The sequence below is a fragment of the Rhizobium sp. SRDI969 genome (assembly GCF_025152725.1).
Classification (GTDB): Bacteria; Pseudomonadota; Alphaproteobacteria; order Rhizobiales; family Rhizobiaceae; genus Rhizobium; species Rhizobium leguminosarum_I.
The window spans coordinates 372,209-391,864 of sequence record NZ_CP104036.1; the positions used below are offsets into that span (position 1 = coordinate 372,209).

14 protein-coding genes and 2 pseudogenes are annotated in these 19,656 nt (G+C 60.2%); 12 read left to right on the forward strand and 4 right to left on the reverse strand.

Annotated features, from left to right (window positions below):
• The first annotated feature begins 97 nt into the window (after positions 1-97).
• Entirely contained in the window at positions 98-997 is a 900-nt protein-coding gene (locus tag N2A41_RS25925; RefSeq protein ID WP_260111168.1) for a helix-turn-helix transcriptional regulator, read from the forward strand.
• Positions 998-1,318: 321 nt separating this feature from the next.
• Here the strand turns inward: N2A41_RS25925 and N2A41_RS25930 are convergent, their stop codons facing one another.
• Together N2A41_RS25930 and N2A41_RS25935 are read right to left on the reverse strand one after the other, a co-directional pair.
• A complete protein-coding gene (locus N2A41_RS25930; protein WP_018486467.1) occupies positions 1,319-1,942 on the reverse strand; it encodes a response regulator transcription factor in 624 nt (207 codons plus the stop codon).
• Complete coding sequence (locus N2A41_RS25935; RefSeq protein ID WP_018486468.1) at positions 1,932-3,839, reverse strand: PAS domain-containing sensor histidine kinase; 1,908 nt, start codon at positions 3,837-3,839, stop codon at positions 1,932-1,934. The genes N2A41_RS25930 and N2A41_RS25935 overlap by 11 nt, the downstream gene beginning before the upstream one ends.
• Before the next feature lie 444 nt (positions 3,840-4,283).
• On the opposite strand from N2A41_RS25935, the gene N2A41_RS25940 reads away from it, so the two are divergent.
• The 4 genes and pseudogenes from N2A41_RS25940 (at position 4,284) to N2A41_RS25955 (ending at position 7,113) form a co-directional block, all read left to right on the forward strand.
• On the forward strand, positions 4,284-5,258 hold the full coding sequence (locus tag N2A41_RS25940) for an alpha/beta fold hydrolase (RefSeq protein ID WP_260111169.1): 975 nt from the start codon (positions 4,284-4,286) through the stop codon (positions 5,256-5,258).
• 98 nt (positions 5,259-5,356) lie between these two features.
• Positions 5,357-5,983, forward strand: coding sequence for a pyridoxamine 5'-phosphate oxidase family protein (locus N2A41_RS25945; protein WP_260111170.1), 627 nt, complete (start codon positions 5,357-5,359; stop codon positions 5,981-5,983).
• Positions 5,984-6,017: 34 nt separating this feature from the next.
• Positions 6,018-6,245: a DUF1348 family protein gene (locus N2A41_RS33495; protein ID WP_441005723.1), complete on the forward strand. Its 228-nt coding sequence runs from the start codon at positions 6,018-6,020 to the stop codon at positions 6,243-6,245.
• A 51-nt stretch (positions 6,246-6,296) separates the two neighbouring features.
• Positions 6,297-7,113, forward strand: a pseudogene (locus N2A41_RS25955) (GNAT family N-acetyltransferase).
• Between the two features lie 390 nt (positions 7,114-7,503).
• Here N2A41_RS25955 and N2A41_RS25960 read toward each other — a convergent pair.
• Positions 7,504-8,910 carry an adenylate/guanylate cyclase domain-containing protein gene (locus tag N2A41_RS25960; RefSeq protein ID WP_222387470.1) on the reverse strand — a complete coding sequence of 469 codons (1,407 nt, stop codon included), beginning with the start codon at positions 8,908-8,910 and terminating at the stop codon, positions 7,504-7,506.
• Positions 8,911-9,033: 123 nt separating this feature from the next.
• The gene (locus tag N2A41_RS25965; RefSeq protein ID WP_260111171.1) at positions 9,034-9,519 is read right to left on the reverse strand and encodes a MarR family winged helix-turn-helix transcriptional regulator; all 486 of its coding nucleotides are present in this window, start codon (positions 9,517-9,519) and stop codon (positions 9,034-9,036) included.
• Positions 9,520-9,719: 200 nt separating this feature from the next.
• On the opposite strand from N2A41_RS25965, the gene N2A41_RS25970 reads away from it, so the two are divergent.
• From N2A41_RS25970 to N2A41_RS26000, 7 genes and pseudogenes are all read left to right on the forward strand, one after another.
• Entirely contained in the window at positions 9,720-11,306 is a 1,587-nt protein-coding gene (locus tag N2A41_RS25970) for an AMP-binding protein (RefSeq protein ID WP_260111172.1), read from the forward strand.
• Between the two features lie 56 nt (positions 11,307-11,362).
• Positions 11,363-12,187, forward strand: coding sequence for a p-hydroxycinnamoyl CoA hydratase/lyase (locus tag N2A41_RS25975; RefSeq protein ID WP_260111442.1), 825 nt, complete (start codon positions 11,363-11,365; stop codon positions 12,185-12,187).
• Positions 12,188-12,243: 56 nt separating this feature from the next.
• Positions 12,244-13,349 (forward strand): annotated as a pseudogene (locus tag N2A41_RS25980) (NAD(P)-dependent alcohol dehydrogenase).
• A gap of 21 nt (positions 13,350-13,370) precedes the next feature.
• Positions 13,371-14,810 carry a coniferyl aldehyde dehydrogenase gene (locus tag N2A41_RS25985; RefSeq protein WP_260111173.1) on the forward strand — a complete coding sequence of 480 codons (1,440 nt, stop codon included), beginning with the start codon at positions 13,371-13,373 and terminating at the stop codon, positions 14,808-14,810.
• A 237-nt stretch (positions 14,811-15,047) separates the two neighbouring features.
• Positions 15,048-16,976, forward strand: a complete 1,929-nt coding sequence (locus N2A41_RS25990) for a diguanylate cyclase (RefSeq protein ID WP_260111174.1) — start codon at positions 15,048-15,050, stop codon at positions 16,974-16,976.
• An 80-nt stretch (positions 16,977-17,056) separates the two neighbouring features.
• Positions 17,057-19,351, forward strand: coding sequence for an FdhF/YdeP family oxidoreductase (locus tag N2A41_RS25995; protein ID WP_222350839.1), 2,295 nt, complete (start codon positions 17,057-17,059; stop codon positions 19,349-19,351).
• Positions 19,348-19,632: a hypothetical protein gene (locus tag N2A41_RS26000; RefSeq protein WP_170279563.1), complete on the forward strand. Its 285-nt coding sequence runs from the start codon at positions 19,348-19,350 to the stop codon at positions 19,630-19,632. Before N2A41_RS25995 ends, N2A41_RS26000 begins: the two co-directional genes overlap by 4 nt.
• The last annotated feature ends 24 nt before the right edge of the window (positions 19,633-19,656 follow it).

Here is a 19,656-nt window from a genome sequence, read left to right on the forward strand (position 1 = left end):
ACGCCGATCTGGTGCAGATGGAATGCGATTTATTGGGTTAATATTGTAATTATCCGGCGATTGCGGCATTGTTTGACATGGGAGCGGAGGGGAAGCGTTGGCGACGAACGGCGGGATTCATCATTATGCCAGGGGCGAATGGCACGCTCCGTCGCTGTCGCACCGGCGCATCCGTCTTCAAAAAGGGCTGTATACCGATTTCCATCACTTCCTTCTGCTCGGGGAGGGCAGTGGGGAGCTTCACTTCGACAATGGCGAACATCGGCCGCTGCACGGACCGCTGCTTGCCTTCCTGCCGCCGCAGGCGCGGTGCGACCTGTCGATATCAGCCGGAACCGCGGCTCATCTGGTCGGCGCTTCGCCGCAGATCATGGTCGATGCTATTGGCGACAAGGTGGAATCCTATTCGTTGCGCATCTTCACAGAGCAGCGCAAGCTGGTCGAGGCATTGGATCCCTTGGCGGTGGCCGAAATCAGCCCGCTGATTTCTGGCTTCGTGCGGGAACTCAGCGATCCCTCCCGCTCCTCCTGGATGGTCGCATCCGCCTATATCAGGCTCATCTTGATGGCGCTGTGGCGCGGCTCCGATGGCGAGAGAAGCGAGCAGCGCGGGCAGGGCGAAGTGGGATCGATCCTGCAGCGATACCGGCAACTGGTCGAGGCCGGTTTCCGCCAGCACCGGCCGATCAGCGATTATGCCGCGGAATTGGGCGTCACGGCCGACAGGCTGCATTCCACCTGCCAAAGAGCGCTCGGCCGCTCGCCGATCCAGCTCCTGCACGAGCGCGTGGTGCAGGAGGCGAAGCTCAGATTGGAGCGATCGGCCCGCAATATCCAGGAAATCTCCGACAGCCTCGGCTTTCGCGACCCGACCTATTTCAGCCATTTCTTCAAGCGCAAGACCGGGCTTTCACCCGCCGGCTACCGCGAAATCGCCCGCGCTTCGGCCGGCTCGGAAAATAGCATGCTGTCTTCGGGTTATGCGGATTGGCCTTAGATTAGGCTCTGGGCTCGTTGGTCAACGCTAGAATTTGCCGGTCTTGGATCGCGATGATGCTGACATGAAATCCCAAGCTGGCGGAGAACTGCAATGCGCCAATAGCCTTCATTGCGCGCTGCAATCGGCAATGGCCGACATGGGGCCGGTAGCGGACTGGTAGCTCCCGGTGTCCTTCACTTCTGTAGAAGACGGTCAGATCGCAGCGCGAAGTTTTCAGGTCCGGACTATGGCACACAGGCAAAAGGCTCAATCACCATCGGCCGGTGTGGGACCCTCAGCTCTTGCAAGGGATCGAACGCTTCCTCCAAATCGCTGCTTTCAGCCCTTCAGAATGCCCGCAATCCTAACCAAATCCGCAACTGACGATGCTTGCATTTTTCGCATCATGTGACCGCGGTGAAGCTTCACGGTGGCCTCAGCGAGCTGAACTTCAGCCGCAATTTGTTTGTTCAGCTTCCCGGCGACAACCAATGCCATAATCTGCCGCTCGCGCTCGGTAAGTTTGGAATACATTAGGCGCAATGCCGCCGTTTGACGTGCCTCTTCGCGTCGAGCGCTATCACTTGCCAAAGCCCGATTCACCGCTTCGAGCAGGTCCTGCTCGCGCACAGGCTTGGTAAGAACATCGATAGCACCTGCCTTCATGGCGCGGACAGCCATCGCCACATCGACATGGGCACTGATCAGCACCACCGACCTTGGATGCCGGCTTTTCGCGAGTGCCTCCTGAAACTCCAGGCCGCTTTGACCTGGCAAGCGAATATCAAGCACAATACAGCCGGCACGATCAGGATCATCCGCGGCAAGAAACTCTGCCACCGAACCATGGGTTTCAGCGACAAGTCCGACTGACTGGAACAATCCTCTCAAAGCTTCGCGGACACTTTCGTCGTCATCGATGACAATAACTGTGGGCTGCCCTCTCTTGCGATCATCTATCATGGACGACAGCGCCCTCCGCCATTGGCAACGTGAACGTAAACAGGGCCCCGTCCCCGTTCTCCCCCAATGAAGCCCAAATACGGCCACCATGGGCTTCGACGATGGAACGGCATATCGATAAGCCCATTCCGATACCGTCGGCCTTCGTGCTGTAGAATGCTTCGAAAACGCGCTCCAATTCGTGGATAGGTACCCCGCGACCCGTGTCAGAAACGCTCACGCTGACAAGCTGCTCCTCCACAGCGCATCTGATGTTGATGTGTTTTGCTGTTGAAGAAGCTGTCATCGCTTCGGCGCTGTTCATAACCAAGTTGAGAACAACCTGTTGCAGTTGCGTTCGGTCTCCTACGACTTCGATAGGCGTTGCTGCCATATCAAGACTGAGCTCTATTCCACGCCGTTGAAGTTCGCCCGTCAACAGATCCAGCACCTCGCGGACGGCAGGTTTGAAGTCAGTTAGCTCAATCCTGGCAGGTAGCTTCTGAGCCATCGCCCGGATACTGGTGATGATATCGCCGGCGCGATGCCCATCCCGGACGATCCTTTCGGCGGCCACGCGCGCCTGCTCCAGATCGGTGTGGCCCGGCTGTAGCCACCGCAGACATGTGCCGGCATTCGTGACGATTGCCATCAGCGGCTGGTTGACTTCATGGGCAATTGAAACGGCAAGCTCACCTGTGGCCGTCATCCGCGTCACATGCGCGAGGTCACTCTGGCTTTGCCGCAAGGACTCTTCCGCCCGTTTGCGATCCTCGATATCCACGACGACGCCGTACCATCTCACAACATTTCCATCGGGATCCAGAAGGGGGCTTTGTCGAAGGTTGAACCATCGATATTCGCCATCGGCGCGTCTGATGCGGGCGTCTACAGGACGACTTTTTTTTGAGGCTACGATATCGTCCCAAGCCATACGCATCGGCTCGACATCATCAGGATGAAACATACGATAAAAACCGAAGCCGACGATCTCTTCAGAAGGTAGACCAACATAGTCGATCAAGTTTCGATTGAAATATTCAAGCCGGCCATCCGAGGTGCAGGACCAGGCCATGGCGGGTATCGTGTTGATGATAAGATTAAGCTTGTGTTCACTTTCCCTGAGCGCAGCTTCGCTTTCCCGAAGAGCATTCTCCGCACGTTGCAGGTCTTCGATATCGATGTTAACACCGAACCAACGAACGACGCCGTTGGCATCGACCAGCTTTCGCCCTGAGAAGTAAAACCAACGATAGTTGCCGTCTGCTCCGCGAATGCGTCCTTTCAAAACAGTGTGGTCGGAATGCTCGAGGTCTCTCTTCCAGATGTCCACCATGCCTGGAATGTCGTCAGGATGGTAAAGGTCCAGAAAGCCCCACTCGAGGATTTGATCAGCAGGACGACCTGCATAGTCCAACCAGCTTTTATTGACAAAATCGGCGCTGCCATCCGGTCGCGCTGACCATACGAGAACAGGCAGCGAATTGATGATAAGGCTGAGGTTTTCCTCGCTGGCCGCAAGCGCAGTCTTCGTTTCCTTCAATGCATTTTCGGCCTGTTTGCGGTCTTCTATATCGAGGACCACACCATACCACCTGACGACATTTCCTTCGGTATCGAGCCGCGGCTTCTGCCGAAGCGTGCACCAACGATATTGGCCATCTGCGCGCCTGAGCCTGCCCACGACCTCTCTGGCATGTTTCGACGCCATGATGTCGTGCCATTCCGAAGCGAGATGTGACATGTCGTCGGGATGAAATAGCTTGTAGAATCCCACTCCGGAGATTTCCTCAAGCGGCGCCCCGATAAACTCGAGAAAATGCTGGTTGGCAAAATCCAACATGCCTTCCGACGTTGCGGACCACACCATGGCGGGGATCAGATCGATAATGGGATCGGTTTCCGGCTCTCGTTCCACCGCACTCTCCGTTCAGTGTTTGAGACGTTACAGAGCCCAGACGTACCGACTCCATGTCAGGAAATGTCGAAAGATGGCCGATCGTCCGTCGGAAATAGTTACGGGATTTCTGTGACTTGGGTAAGGGAAAATCGATATACGAAGGTCTATGGTTGCAATGCCATCGTCTAGTTGCGCGTGACCTAGATCGCAATTGAGCGAGGCCATAAACCGGCTTACTCCTAAACATCGAAGCCTTTGATGAACGGTGACCTAACGGATCCCTCGTCGCCTTCACATCGACCATTCACGTGCAACGAATTTCTACATCGCTGCCATTTCCTGACCTGAGGCAACAGCCTCCGGTGAGGTTGTTAACCGCCACGGCGCTTGCGCGGTCCGAACGACCGACAGCAGCCCTCATTCGAAATCATTCCTTTCATCTCAACTTTTAGGGAGACCATCATGCGTAGCTTGATTATGTGCTTGATGCTGGCGACCGCCAGCATGACTGCCGCAACAGTGGCGTCAGCGCTTCCCGCGCAGGCCACGACGGACGTTCGCGAGGCTCCGGTTCCCGTCCACTACCGAACCGCAAAGATCGAGGGTCTCGATATCTTCTACCGGGAAGCCGGGCCGGCCGACGCTCCGGTCGTGCTGCTGCTTCATGGTTTTCCGACGTCATCCCACATGTTCCGGAATCTGATCCCGCTGCTTGCAGATCGATACCACGTCATCGCGCCGGACTATCCGGGTTACGGGCAAAGCGCATCTCCCGATCATAGCAAATTTGCCTATACGTTTGGCGGGGTCGCCAATATCGTCGACAAGTTGCTGGATCATCTGGCCGTCAAAAGCTACACCATGTACGTCATGGATTATGGTGCACCGGTGGGATACCGCCTGGCGCTGAAACATCCCGAGCGGGTCAGTGCGCTGATCATCCAGAATGGCAATGCCTATGATGAAGGGCTGAAGGAATTCTGGGATCCCATCAAGACCTACTGGTCCGATGGATCGCAGAAGAGCCGTGAGGCGCTCTCCGGTCTGGTCACGCTCGAAACGACCAAGTTTCAGTACACCGACGGGATGGAAGACGTGTCGCGCATCAGCCCCGACAACTGGGTTCACGACCAGGCTCTCCTGGACCGACCAGGGAACAAAGACATCCAGCTCGACATGTTGTATGACTATCGCACCAACGTGCCGCTTTACCCTGACTTCCAAAACTTCTTACGTGAGCGTAAACCTCCCACGCTCATCGTCTGGGGCAAGAACGACTATATTTTTCCTGAGGCCGGCGCTCATCCTTATCTCAAGGACCTCCCAGATGCCGAAATTCATGTCTTGAATTCGGGTCATTTCCTGCTCGAAGAAAAACTTGACGTCGCTGCTCCTCTAATCAACGACTTCCTGGATCGCCACGTCGCGAAGAAGTGACCATCAGACATGGTCACCGGCGGTGTGACCAAGGTTCCGCAAACCGAGGTCACGCCGCTGAACGGCGGTTACTAAATTCCAGATTTTGGAGATCTCCCATGCCGTACCATTTTTTGGAAGTTGCAATCACTCCGAATGTGCGGCTGGCCCAGACTGAAATGGGTGCCGATCAGATATGGTTGGGCGATCACCATCGAGAGTCGGATAGTTTAACCGACAGCGAGCGCGCCTTCATCGCTGCTCGGGACAGCTTCTATGTTGCGTCTGTGTCGGAAACCGACTGGCCTTATGTGCAGCATCGCGGCGGGCCGCAGGGCTTTCTCAAGATCGTTGACAACAAGACACTGGCATTCGCCGACTACCGGGGTAACCGCCAATACATCAGTGCCGGTAACTTCGCCGCAAACGATCGGGCCTGTCTCTTTCTGGTTGATTACCCGCGGCGAGCCCGCCTCAAAATCTACGTGCATGTCGAGAAGCTTGCACTCGATGCCGACCCGGCACTGACCGATCTTGTTTTGGATGCCGGCTACCGAGCAAAGGCTGAGCGGATTTTCCGGCTGCGGCTGGAAGCCTTCGATTGGAATTGCCCTCAGCATATTACACCGCGTTACACCGAACACGAGGTGGAGAAAGCGGTAGCACCGTTGCGTGAACGCTTGGCCGAACTGGAGTCGGAGAATGCGGAATTGCGTACTCGGCTCGAAGCCTGGGGAGGAAAATAATGGACGCCACAAGACCCCCATTGCCGCCCTTTTCATGGGCTTCCGCAACAGAAAAGGTTCGGCTTGCGAAGGATGGCTGGAACAGCCGCAATCCCGAAAGGTAGCGCTGGCCTATAGCCATGACAGCCGGTGGCGCAACCGTTCCGAGTGCATAAACGGCGGCGAGGCGATCATCGCTTTTTCACGCGGAAATCGCCATCGCAATGGCCGACTTCCTGACTTAATCGCGCTCGCAACCTCAGCCTGCTTCCACCGTTGCTGACTTCGCTGCGGTGAAGCCTGTTTGGCTTGTTGATAGCTTAAGGACACTGCCATGGATCGCCCGTCAGCATCGCGCCAAGCGGTGCCGGAAGAAGATATCACCGAAGCGAAAGCATTTATCGGCCTGTTCATGATCGCGCCCCAGACGCTCGCCGACAGGGCTGAGTTTCGCTGCATGCAATTGGCTGCAGGTTGCGCAATATCGCTGCCCAGCGCGCCCGCCATCGGTCTCAATCGCGTGCTCGGCATTGCAGCACTTGAAGATCTTGACCCGGCCTTTGAGTGGATGAGCAAAAAGGCAGGCCGCCGCTACTTGCAAATGAACGCTGCCAGCGCTCCTCAACAGACACACGATTGGATAAGGAAACGGGGTCTTGTTCCCCAAGGTAACGGTTGGGCAAAGCTATGGCGAACAGCGCCTTCTACGCCACTCATTCATTCTGGAGAGGTCGCTACCCGGCAGGTCAAAGTCACCGAGGCCGAAATCTTCGGCGCGATGATGTGCGCCGGATTTAACTTTCCAGCAAACCTGACACCGCTTTGGTCATCGATCGTCGGGAAGGACGGTTGGACCTGCTTTTTCGCGGAATTGGACGGCAGACCGATTGCGACCGGCGCAATGTATGCGGCAGACGGCCGTGCGTGGCTTGATGGTGGCGCGACGGTTCCCGAGTTTCGCAATCGAGGGGCACAGAAGGCCCTCATCACCGCGCGTCTGAATCAAGGCATCAGTCAGAGCGTTTCAGACATTCGTCGTCGAAACGGCCCAGCCTTCTGCCGCGGAGCCAAATATCTCTCACGCCAATCTCATGGCCGGATTCGAGCAGATTTATGCTAGAATGAATTACCGGTTTCCGGACGATTCATAAGGGACACCAGACACCTTAGGTCTGCGACTCGAGCTGTTGCGTTCTTTCCAGTGTCGCGCTTGCCGGATCGGTACCTGAAACTCTTAGAGAATGTCATCTGTTTCTGTGTCAGCCTGCAAACCCACTCCATCCTCCACCACCTATTAATACGCGCGTTGAACGAGGTTCGTCTTCGATCCATCGCCGACGACATCAAGTGGGCCGTGGAAAGCACTATGGCACTCAGCTCTCGCCGATCCCCTGAATGTCCGCTTTCGGGGTGCGGCTAGGATGCGCTCTACGGCCGCCATGGGGCGCAAAGCAGCCATATCCTTCGATAACGAAAAAGTCCGCTCCGGGCCGGCAGTGGAAACCGCTCAAGTTGACTTGACCTCGAAGAGAAGACCAAACTCACGACAGCGCAAAAATCCTTACCTCTCTCCCGATGCCCTGAAGCTCCGCCATTCGGGAAGCCGAGGTGATGCCGCTGTCGCGGAGGATCTCTGAAACTTGGGCATCCCCAACGATCGCTTCCGTTGTCATGATCACATTCGGATCGGCAAGGCCCTGGACGCGGGAGGCGATATTGACGGTTTGGCCGAAATAGTCCTGCCGGTCGTTCAGGTTGACGGCGAGGCATGGTCCCTCATGGATGCCGATCTTCAGCAGAAGATCGTCGCTGCCGTGTTCGGCATTTAAGCGAAGCATCGCCTCGCGCATGCTGAGTGCCGCCGCCACCGCGCGGTCCGGGCTCGGGAAGGTCGCCATCACGGCATCGCCTATGGTCTTGACGACTGCTCCGGCCTCTGTGGCGACGATCTCGTGAAGAACTCGGAAATGCGCTCGCACCAGATCGAAAGCGGCAAGATCTCCGACGCGCTCGTAAAGCGCGGTCGAGCCCCTCAAGTCGGTGAAGAGGAAGGTCAGGCTGGTGATTTTGAGGCGTTGGTCGACGTCGAGTGTGTCTGTCCGATAGATGTCCCGGAAGCTCTGGTTCGTCAGCAGGCGCTTGGCCGTCAGGAAAGGCCGCCTGCGGCCCAAGAGGTCGTGCAGGTCATCGCCTGCGATGCAGACGTTCGGCACCACCCTGCGATCGGTGTGGTTCTCGAGGGTCAGCCGCAGTGAGCCAGGACGCAGGGTCAGCGTTTCGTTCAGCGCATGCGTCCGGCTGATGATCATCGAGAGGTTCTGACGTTCGTCGGTGGGCTCTCCTTGCACGTCGATGAACTGCGCCGAGTGTGTCACCGCATCGAAGATGATGACGAATTGCGCCGGCAGTTGCAGCGAGACGAAGGCCTTCTCGCCCGGATCCAGCTCGATCATCTCCAGCTGGATGCGCGCCAGCCTCGCTTCAAGATCGTCAGGCAGGTCGACGCCGGAGCTGAAGAAGATCTGGCGGTAGTACTCGAGCGGGGACAACCGATCGGGATCGTGGGCGGCAATCCTGCGCACGCGCGGACTGACCGTAAACGTGACCTCGACCATCTCGTCGAGGGTCGGCTCGTATCCGGCCGCGCAAAGCGCGCAATGGTACGTCTCGTGGACGACGGTTTTGAGGGTTGCGCCGCTGTCGAGGACGCCGCCGCATCCCGGGCAAAGGACATTCCAGGTCATCTCGAATGCGCCTATGCGGGCTGCATGGAGAAACGCGGCGATGGTTTTTTCTTCATCGAGATGGTGTGTATCGGCGAAAGCGAGCGCATTGATGCGATTGAGCTCGCGATCCGAGCCATTCATGACGACATTTTCGATGCACTCCACCGTCTGCGGGTCAGCCGCCTGTCGCAGGGAGGCAAAAAGGACGTCCACTTCGCTCATGAGACAAGTCTCCGTGTGCAGAACCCACGGCGGACAACGCCAGGACCGGGATCATAACACGGGAGTGTCCCAATAGAAATCTACAGGCTCGGATGCTGCTCGCTTCCCAAGCGAAGGCGGGCTTCAGCTCCCCTTGTATATCCGCTTCAGCGCCGTCAGCAGCGCATCCAGTTCCTCGCGCGAAAACAGCTCGATGAAGCGCTGCTCATGCCTATCGATCAGTTCACGCGCCCGGGCGAGCATTGCGCCTCCCGCCGTCGTCAGATGAAGCTCCTGGCGGCGGCGGTCGGCCGCGGAGGGCCGGCGCTCGATCAGGTCGCGGGCGGCCAGCCGATTGACGAGGGCCATCATCGTCGCCCGGTCGGTGCCGAGCGTATTGGCAAGATCGATCTGCGATGCGCCCGGATTGCCGGCGACGAGTTCCATCACCGCCAGCTGCTTCTGCGTCAGCGCCAGAGCCGCCATGGTTTCGGCGAAGTCGCGATAGACTGCGACATGCGCCATGCGCAGCTGAAATCCCAGCAGATCGCCAAGCCGGCCGACGTCGAGGCCCGGCGTCGCGGGAGCATCGTCGCCCTCGAAATCGTCCTGCGGTGGTTTGGTGCTCATCGTTCGCTCTCGCCTCATCCATCATCATAACCATCAAAATCAGCAGGTTAGTCAATATCCGTCGTGCGGATTTCCGCGCGCCATTCGAGCGATTCGAATTTGCCTTAAACAGCCTCTTGCATCATGGGAAAAAGATATTAGTATGTGTTACATACAAATTTGATGCCTGCCGCGGGGAGCGGTGGGCATGGGAGGAGAACATGGCGCATTCCTTTTCCGGGGTGGCTTCGTCGGCGGATTGCGGACTGGTGACGGATGATCCGATCCTTTACCGCGCCCGGGTCGCACCGGACCGTCCGGCTCTGTTCGAGATCGCCACCGGCCGGCAGCTCACCTATGCCGAGCTCGATGCGCGGATCGCCCGCTGCGCCGGCTTACTGAGCGATTTGCTCGAAGCGCGCCACGACGGGGCGCGTGTCGCCATGCTGGCGCGCAACTCCATCGATTCGATCGTGCTTGCCTTTGCCTGCCAGCGTGCCGGCGCCATCTACGTGCCGCTCAACTGGCGCCTCAACGCCGCCGAGCTTCGGCCGATCCTTGCCGATTGCGCGCCGGCTCTGCTCGTTCACGACGAGGAGTTCGCGGCAACCGTCGCCAGCCTTGCGGGCGCCGATCCTGAGATGGCGGTGATATCGACGGCTGGCGGTCCGGACGGGCTCGCCGCGCGGATCGAAGCGAGCCTTCCGGCCGCTCCGGTGGCCGGCGATGCCGACGCACCTTGCGTCCTTCTCTACACCTCGGGCACGACGGGGCAGCCGAAAGGCGTCGTCATCACCCGCCGCAACGCCTTCTTTGCCGCCATCAATTTTTCCGTCGTCGGAGAGATCGGGCCAAAATCCGTTGCCCTGTGCGATCTGCCGTTCTTCCATACGATCGGGCTGATCGCGGTGGCGCGCACCACGTTGATGCTGGGCGGCACGCTTGTCGTCTCCGACCGCTTCACGCCGGCGCGCACACTCGCCGCCCTTGCCAACCGGCAGCGTGCCGTCACCCATTATTTCGCCGTGCCGCAGATCGCGCTCGCCTTGCGCGACGATCCTGCCTATAGCGCCGCGGCGCTCGCCGGCCTGCATGCGCTCTTCGTCGGCGGCGCGCCGCTGACGCAGGCGCTGATCGAAAGCTATCTCGATGACGGCGTTGCGCTGGTCAACGGTTACGGCATGAGCGAGGCCGGAACGGTGCTGCACGTGCCGATCGACCGGCGCGCCGTGCAGGACAATCCCGGCAGCGTCGGTCTTCCCGCGCCATTGCTCGACATTCGCATCGTCGACGAGGATGGCCGGGAGGTTGGCGAAGGCGAGATCGGCGAACTCTGGCTGCGCGGGCCGGCGGTGACGCCGGGCTACTGGAACAAGCCTCAGGAAACCGCTGCCGCCTTCACGGACGGCTGGTACCGCACCGGCGATCTCGGCCGACGCGAAGCGAACGGCTTCTATCGCATCGTCGACCGGCTGAAGGACATGTACATCAGCGGCGGCGAGAATGTTTATCCCGCCGAGATCGAGGCAGCGCTCGCAAGTCATCCCGATATCCTCGACGCCGCGGTCGTCGGCATTCCCGACATCCGATGGGGCGAATGCGGCGTGGCCTATGTCGTGCTGCGGCCGGGGGCTGTGGCAACGGACGTTGAGATCGCCGGCCATTGCGCGGCAAGGCTCGCCGCCTTCAAGCGCCCGGCGCGCATCCTCTTCGTCGAGGCCATTCCTCGTACCGCCTCCGGCAAGGTGCAGAAACATGTCCTGCGCCAGTTCCATTCCGACGAAACCCTTCAACGACAGGCCCTGTGAAGCGGCCCGGGCACTCACGCCGAAACCCATGGAGTAACCTCATGACTGAAGAGAACATGACTGACAGGCAATCGCCGGTTCTGGTCGAATTCGATAACGGCATCGCCTTTGTGACCCTCAACCGTCCGGAAAAGCGCAATGCGATGAACCCGGCCCTGAATGCCCGGATGCTCGAAGTGCTCGACGAGCTCGAGGGCGACGAGCGTTGCGGCGTCCTCGTCCTGCGCGGCGCCGGCGAATCCTGGTCCGCCGGCATGGATCTGAAGGAATATTTCCGCGACAATGACGACAAGCCGCGCAGCGCGACGCTGAAGGCGCGGCGGCAGTCCGGCGGCTGGTGGAGCCGGCTGATGTATTTCGAAAAGCCGACGATCGCCATGGTCAACGGCTGGTGCTTCGGCGGCGCCTTCACGCCGCTCGTTTCCTGCGATCTCGCCATCGCCGCCGAGGAGGCGAATTTCGGCCTCTCCGAGATCAACTGGGGCATTCTGCCGGGCGGCAACGTCACCCGCGCGGTCGCCGAAGTGATGCGTCATCGCGATGCTCTCTATTACATCATGACCGGCGAACTGTTCGACGGGCGCAAGGCCGCCGAAATGGGTCTCGTCAACGAGGCCGTGCCGCTGGCGGAGCTGGAAACCCGGGTCCGCAAGATTTGCGCCAACCTGCTCGAAAAGAACCCGGTGACGCTGAAGGCCGCCAAGGACACCTACAAGCGCGTGCGCGACCTGCCCTGGGATCTTGCCGACGATTACATCTACGCCAAGCTGGAACAGATGCTGTTTCTCGACAAGACCAAGGGGCGCGACGAAGGGCTGAAGCAGTTCCTCGACGACAAGACTTATCAGCCGGGGCTCGGCGCCTACAAGCGCGGCCGCTGAGGGCGAGCCCGGTTCGCTGGGCCGTTCGCGAGCCGATCATCGGGAGGAGGAAAGCAATGAAAATCCATGCCGCGGTGGCGCGTGCGCCCCATACGCCGTTTCGCTGGAAAGGCTCGATCTGGAGGAGCCGCGCGAGGGTGAAATCCTGGTTCGTGTCGTGGCGACAGGGGTTTGCCACACCGATATCGTCATGCGCGACCAGCATCTGCCGGTGCCGCAGCCGGTCGTGCTCGGCCATGAAGGCGCCGGCATCGTCGAGCGTGTCGGGCCGGGCGTTGCCAAGGTCAGGCCCGGCGATCACGTGGTCATGACCTTCAATTCCTGCGGTCACTGCCCGAGCTGCAACGATCATGAGGAGACCTATTGCCACGAATTCTTCCCGCGCAATTTCTTCGGTGCGCGCGCCGATGGTTCGAGCGGGCTCTCATACGCGGGAGAGCGAGTTCACGGCAATATATTCGGACAATCCTCCTTCGCCAGCCACGCGCTGTGCCATGAGCGCAATATCGTGAAAGTGCCCGAGCATGCGGATCTGGCACTGCTCGGGCCGCTTGCCTGCGGCATCCAGACCGGCGCTGGCGCAGTCATGAACGCGCTGAAGGTTGAGCCGGGAAAAGTGCTCGCGGTTTTCGGCATGGGCTCCGTCGGTCTTGCCGCCGTGATGGCGGCGCGGATCGTCGGCGCGTCACGGATCATCGCCGTCGACGTCAACGAGGCGCGGCTGGAACTTGCAGCGGAACTCGGCGCGACCGACATCGTCAACGGCAAGGCGACCGATGCGGTTGCCGCGATCATGGCGCTGACCGGCGCCGGCGTCGATTATTCGATCGATGCCTCCGGCGTGCCCGCCGTCATCGACCAGTGCGTGCGGGTGCTGGCGCCGCGCGGCACCTGCGGTATCGTCGGGGCCTCACCGCATGGCGCGACGCTGACGCTCGACCTCACCCATATCCTGTCCGGCGGGCGCCGGGTCCGCGGCATCGTCGAGGGCGATTCCAATCCCGATGTGCTGATCCCGTTGTTGATCGACCTCCATCGGCAGGGCCGCTTCCCCTTCGACGAGCTGATCACCTTCTATGATTTCGCCGATATCAACCAAGCGGTGGAGGATTCCGAAAAGGGCATCGCGCTGAAACCGGTCGTGCGTCAGCCGGCCGCCTGACACCGTTCAAGGGAGGAAACAATGAACACCGTTACCCCAATCGCGACCGATACCAGTCCCGATGCCATGAAGGCGCTGCTTGGCCGGCAAAGGGCGTCTTTCCTGAGGGAAGGGCCGCCAGGCATCGAGACCCGCATCGATCGCATCGACCGCGTCATCGCCCTTCTCGTCGACCATAAGGATGCGATTGCCGCTGCCCTTTCGGACGATTTCGGCAGCCGCAGCGTCGAGGCGAGCCTACTTCTCGACGTCTTCACCTGCGTCGGTTCACTCAAATACGCCAAGGCCCATCTTGCCGAATGGCTGAAGCCCGAGCAGCACGAGGCATTGTTCCCGGACGCGGTGGCCGAAGTGGTCTATCAGCCGAAGGGGATTGTCGGGATCCTGAGCCCGTGGAATTTTCCTTATCAGCTCGCCCTTGCGCCGCTTGCCGGCATTCTCGCCGCCGGCAACCGGGCCATGATCAAGCCGTCGGAGGTAACGCCGGCCTCTGCCGCCTTGATGGCGGAACTCATCGCCGGCGCTTTCGACGAAACGGAAATATCAGTCGTTCAGGGCGGACCGGCGACGGGCACGGCCTTTACATCACTTGCCTTCGACCATCTGATCTTCACCGGCGGAACCGCGATCGCCCATCACGTCATGCGCGCGGCAGCGGAAAACCTGACGCCGCTGACGCTCGAACTCGGCGGCAAATCGCCCGTCATCGTCGGCCGCTCGGCCGACCTCGCAGACGCGGCGCGCCGCGTCATGACCGTCAAGACGCTGAACGCCGGCCAGATCTGCCTGGCGCCTGATCATGTCTATGTGCCCGAGGAAAGCGTCGAGGCCTTTGCCGGGCACGCGGTCGCGGCGGTCGGCGCGATGTATCCGGCGCTGAAGGAAAATCCTGATTACACTTCGATCGTCAATGCCCGCCATCACGCCCGTATCCAGGGCCTGATCGACGATGCCAGGGCCAAGGGCGCTGGGATTGTCGAGATGAACCCGGCGGCAGAAAATTTCTCCCAGCAATCGGCGCACCGCATGCCTCCGACCCTGATCCTCGATCCCACCGAAGACATGCGCGTGCTGCAGGAGGAAATCTTCGGACCCGTGCTGCCGGTCATAGCCTATCGCGAGATCGCCGACGTCATCGATCGCATCAATGCCAGGCCGCGCCCGCTCGCTCTCTATTACTTCAGCCAGGACCGGCAGGAGGAGGCCCGCGTCCTTGACAATACGACCTCCGGTGGGGTGACGGTCAACGACTGCATGAGCCACGTCACGGCGGAAGGCCTGCCCTTCGGCGGCGTCGGCCATTCGAGCATGGGAGCCTATCACGGCAAATTCGGCTTCCTCGCCTTCTCGCATCCGCGCGCCGTCTATCACCAGAGCAGGATGGTGGAAGCGGAATACATGATGCGGCCGCCTTATGGCGAGGCGATGCGCGGCTTCTTGGCGGCGGCGATCTGCAAATAGAAGAGAAGTGGCGGACGATGCCGTCGGCAGCCTCGGCTGCTGACGGCATGGGTGGCTGCTTGCGAGTGATCCGCTGTCGTCAAATTTGGCAGCAGGGCCTGCGTGCCATACCTCATCGTCGCCGCGGACGCCGCTTTCCTATCGCCGTATTGCTGCCGACCGGCCTGCAGACGCAACTACTGACGAATATAGGCTGGCAGGCCTGCGACTTAACGAAGCTCAAACCAGTATTGCCTTATGATGGGTTCGGATGACGTATTGGAAGGTGGATCCAACGCAGTGAATGGCATCTGGACGCAATTCGGTGGCAACCTGTCATTCGTGTGCCTGGCGATTTCGCTCTGGGCGCATTTCTCGATCCAATTTCAGCGTCGTTCGGTCACACAGGAAAAAATCGCCTTCGGAATTGTGGCCGGCTGCGCCTCCATCGGATCGATATTGCTGGCCGTCGAAGTCAATCCCGGCATCTATATCGATATGCGCTTCTCGCCGCTTGCTTTGGCAGGCATGTTTGGCGGACCGATCGCAGCGGCTTTTGCGGCGGCGCTGGCGTTGGCTTTCCGCTTCTGTGTGGGCGGCACGGCAATGATCGATGGCCTGATCGCAATTGCTGTCGCGACCGGGATCGGCCTGGCTGCCAATGTCTGGATCCGGAAGAGATCCCCCGAGCTTATGGACGTTGCGATGCTGAGCCTCGCGCTCGGCGCCGCACTGATCGTCTTGATGGCGGTGCTTCCCACACTGGTGCATGCCCGCGTATTGGCCATCATCGGTCTGCCGATGACGGTATTGAATTGCCTGGCGACGGCGCTGTGTGGTTTCGTTCTGTTGAAGACGCAGCAATGGGAGCTGGAGCGAAGCATATTGGTGACCGCGTTTTCGCAGTCGCCCGACTATCTCTACGTGAAGGACCGAAACAGCCGGTTCATCACCGTCAATGAAAATATGATCCGCCTTTTTCGTTTCAAAACCACGGCGGAGATGACCGGATTGTCGGATTTCAATCTTCTGTCGCGGCCGCGCGCCGAAGAATTTTATTATCTCGAACAGCAGGTCATGGACACCGGGGTGCCCCTGATCGACTCCGTCGAGCGTGTCGAAGACAGATACCTGCTCGCCTCCAAGGTGCCGCTGAAGGATAGGCAGGGACGGGTGATCGGCCTTGCCGGCGTCACGCGTGACGTGACGGAGCGGACTGCTCTGGAGCGGGAATTGCGCAAGAGCAAGAACCTGCTGTCACATGCGATGGCCGGCATGTCCGATGGCATCGCCATGTACGACAGCAAGGGTTTTCTCGTTTTTTGCAACGACCAGTATCGCGCCGCCTTTCCGCTATCCGGAGACGCCCGCGTGGTTGGCGCTCATATCAGCGACATCCTTCGCCGCGTTGCCGAAACCGGCGAGCGCACGGGTATCCCGGATAATGACCGCGAAGAGTGGATCAGGTCCGTCAGTGCTACGTTGCACAGCAACAAGGACGAAGAGGTTCAGCTTCACAATGGCGACTGGCGCAGCATCCGGACAAGGCTAGCGGAAGACGGCACGGCGATGGCGGTTGTCTCAGACATCACAGCGACCAAGCAGGCGGAAATCGCGCTCAGGCTGTCGGCGGAACAGCTGAAGAACCTCGCTGAGACAGATGGGCTCACCGGCATGGTCAATCGCCGGGCCTTCGACGAAGCTTTCGCGCGCGAAACCGCAGGCAGCGCCAGGAAAAACACGCCGTTCAGCCTTCTGATGGTCGATATCGACCGCTTCAAGGCCTATAACGATACCTATGGTCATCCCGCCGGAGACCAATGCCTGCGTGTCGTCAGCAGGTGCCTGCGCCAGTCGGTCAGCCGCCCGGCAGATATCGTCGCGCGCTACGGCGGAGAAGAATTCGTGGTTCTGCTCCCCGCAACCAGTGCGAAAGGCGCAATGATCGTTGCCGAGCAATTCGCGCGTCTCCTCAGCCAGGAGAATATCGTTCATTCCGGCAGCGAATTCGGCCGGGTGACCGCCAGCATCGGCATATCCTGCGCGACGGGGGCCACCTTGAGGATCAACCCGAACCGCCTCCTGACCGAGGCCGATGCCGCGCTCTACGACGCCAAGACGCAAGGCCGCAATCGCATCCTGGCACATTCGCCCGACGAACGGCATGCCATGAAGGACGTCGGTTAGCCAAACCTTTGATAGGTTTTTCCTATCGAACCATCGATCATCCGACCTTGATGTTTCCCCCGCTTCGACAATAAGGGCGCATGGACACAAAATTCATCGGTAAGAAATCGGCGGCAGCCGGTGGCTGGGGCGCTTTGAAGAGCTGCGGCAAGCGTTTGCTGCAAAGCGGCATGCCCATTTCAGGGGCGCGGACGATGCTGAAGGCGAACCAGCCGGATGGATTCGATTGCCCGGGCTGCGCCTGGGGCGATCCGGAGCACGGATCGTCGTTCGAGTTCTGCGAGAACGGCGTAAAGGCCGTCGCCTGGGAGGCAACGGAGAAACGGGCAACTCCGGCCTTCTTCGCGGAGAATACGGTATCGCAGCTTCGCCAGCTGACGGACTATGAACTGGAACTCAACGGCCGCCTCACGCATCCGATGCGCTACGATGCGGCGAGCGACCGTTACCTGCCGGTCGCGTGGGAAGATGCCTTTGCCGAGATCGGCAGTATTCTGACAGGCCTCGATAATCCCAACCGGGCGGAATTCTACACGTCGGGCCGGGCGAGCAACGAGGCCGCCTTCCTCTACCAACTGTTCGTGCGCGTCTACGGCACCAACAATTTTCCCGATTGCTCCAATATGTGCCACGAGGCAAGCGGCATCGCCATGCGCCAGGCGGTCGGTGCGGGCAAGGGTACCGTGCTGCTGGAGGATTTCGAAGAGGCCGACGCGATCTTCGTGATCGGACAGAACCCGGGCACCAACCATCCGAGGATGCTCGGCGACTTGCGCCGGGCGGCGATCCGCGGCGCGCGCGTCGTCGTCTTCAATCCCATCCGCGAACGTGGGCTGGAGCGCTTCTCCGACCCGCAGGACAAGGTCGAGATGCTGCGCGGCGGTTCGACCGATATCGCCAGCCTTTATCTGCAGCCGCAACTCGGCGGCGACATGGCCGCGGTGCGCGGGATGGCAAAGGCCGTTCTGGCCGCGGAAGAAGCAGCCGTCGCCGCCGGCCTGCCTTCCGTTCTCGACCACGCATTTCTCGCCGAACATTGCGATGGTTTTGCAGAATACCGGGCAGCGGTCGAGGCGACTTGCTGGGCTGACATTGAGGACCAATCGGGACTGAGCCGGCAGGACATCGAACGGTCGGCCGATGTCTATATCAACGCCGAGCGGGTCATCTGCACCTGGGCGATGGGCGTGACCCAGCACCTGCATTCCGTCGCGACGATCCGCGAGATCGCCAATTTCATGTTCCTGCGCGGCAATATCGGCAAGCCCGGTGCCGGCCTTTGCCCCGTTCGCGGCCATTCCAACGTGCAGGGCGACCGCACCGTCGGCATCAATGAAAGGCCGGCGGATGATTTCCTCGATGCGCTGGAGGAGCACTTCCGCTTCACCGTTCCCCGCGAACAAGGCCACAATGTCCTTGCCGCGATCGGCGCAATGCTCGACGGCTCGGCGGAAGCCTTCATCGGGCTTGGCGGCAATTTCGCCCGCGCCACGCCCGACAGCGCCCTGGTTGAAAAGGCGCTGCGGCGGCTGAAACTGACGGTGCACATCGCGACCAAACCCAATCATTCGCATCTCATGCCCGGCGAGACGGCCTTCATCCTGCCGTGCCTCGGACGCACCGAGATGGATCTGAACGCGGCGGGCAACTCACAGCTCATAAGCGTCGAGGATTCGATGAGCATGGTGCACGGTTCCGCCGGCATCAATCGCCCGGCCTCGCCGCATCTCCTCTCGGAAGTCGCCATCATTGCCGGCATTGCACAAGCGACGGTCGGCTCCGCCGTGGTCGACTGGTCAGAGCTTGCCGACGACCACGACCGCATCCGCGATCATATCGAGGCGACCATCCCAGGCTTCGAAAATTACAATAGGCGCCTGCGCAAGCCGCGCGGTTTCCACCTGCGCAACCCGGCCGCCCATCGGGAGTGGGATACGCCGACAGGCAAGGCATCATTTTCTTCCGAGGCGCTTCCCGACGAGACGGTGCATCAGCGGGCGCGAAAGGGCGAGGGGCGTTTCGCCCTGCAGACGTTCCGGTCACACGATCAATACAATACGACCGTCTATGGTCTCGATGACCGATACCGCGGCGTCTACGGGGAGCGGCAGGTCATCTTCATTCATCCGGCCGACCTGACGGCGATAAATGCCAAGGCCGGTGACCGGGTCGACGTGGTCGGCGAGCATGAGGACGGTATCGAGCGCATCGCTGAGAATTTCCGCTTTGTGCCCTATGATATTCCGCGGGGAAGCATAGCGGGTTATTATCCCGAACTGAACGTGCTCGTGCCGCTCGGCAGCTCCGGCAGGGAAAGCGATACGCCGACCTCGAAATCCATCATGGTTTCCTTCCGCCGGCGAAAAGCTGCGTGAGCGAGGAGGCGTCAGAGGCCGATCGCTTTCTTGCCCTCGTCGCTGCGGCGCAAGACAGGGATATCAGGCTGACATCCATACAGGCCGGTCTCCTTGTCGCCGCGGAACTCGGGATTGCCCGTGACAGTCGCGCCTTTGCGCGCAAGCTGGGGATCGCGCATTCTCTCGTGCTCAGGGAACTCAACGGCCTGGCGGAGCGCAAAGGCCTGCTGCAGATCGTGAAGCGGGATCCGAGGACCATGAGAGTGCACTACACGTTGCCGCCGCGGGACGAGACATAAATACACTGTGTCAGCGCCGGCCAC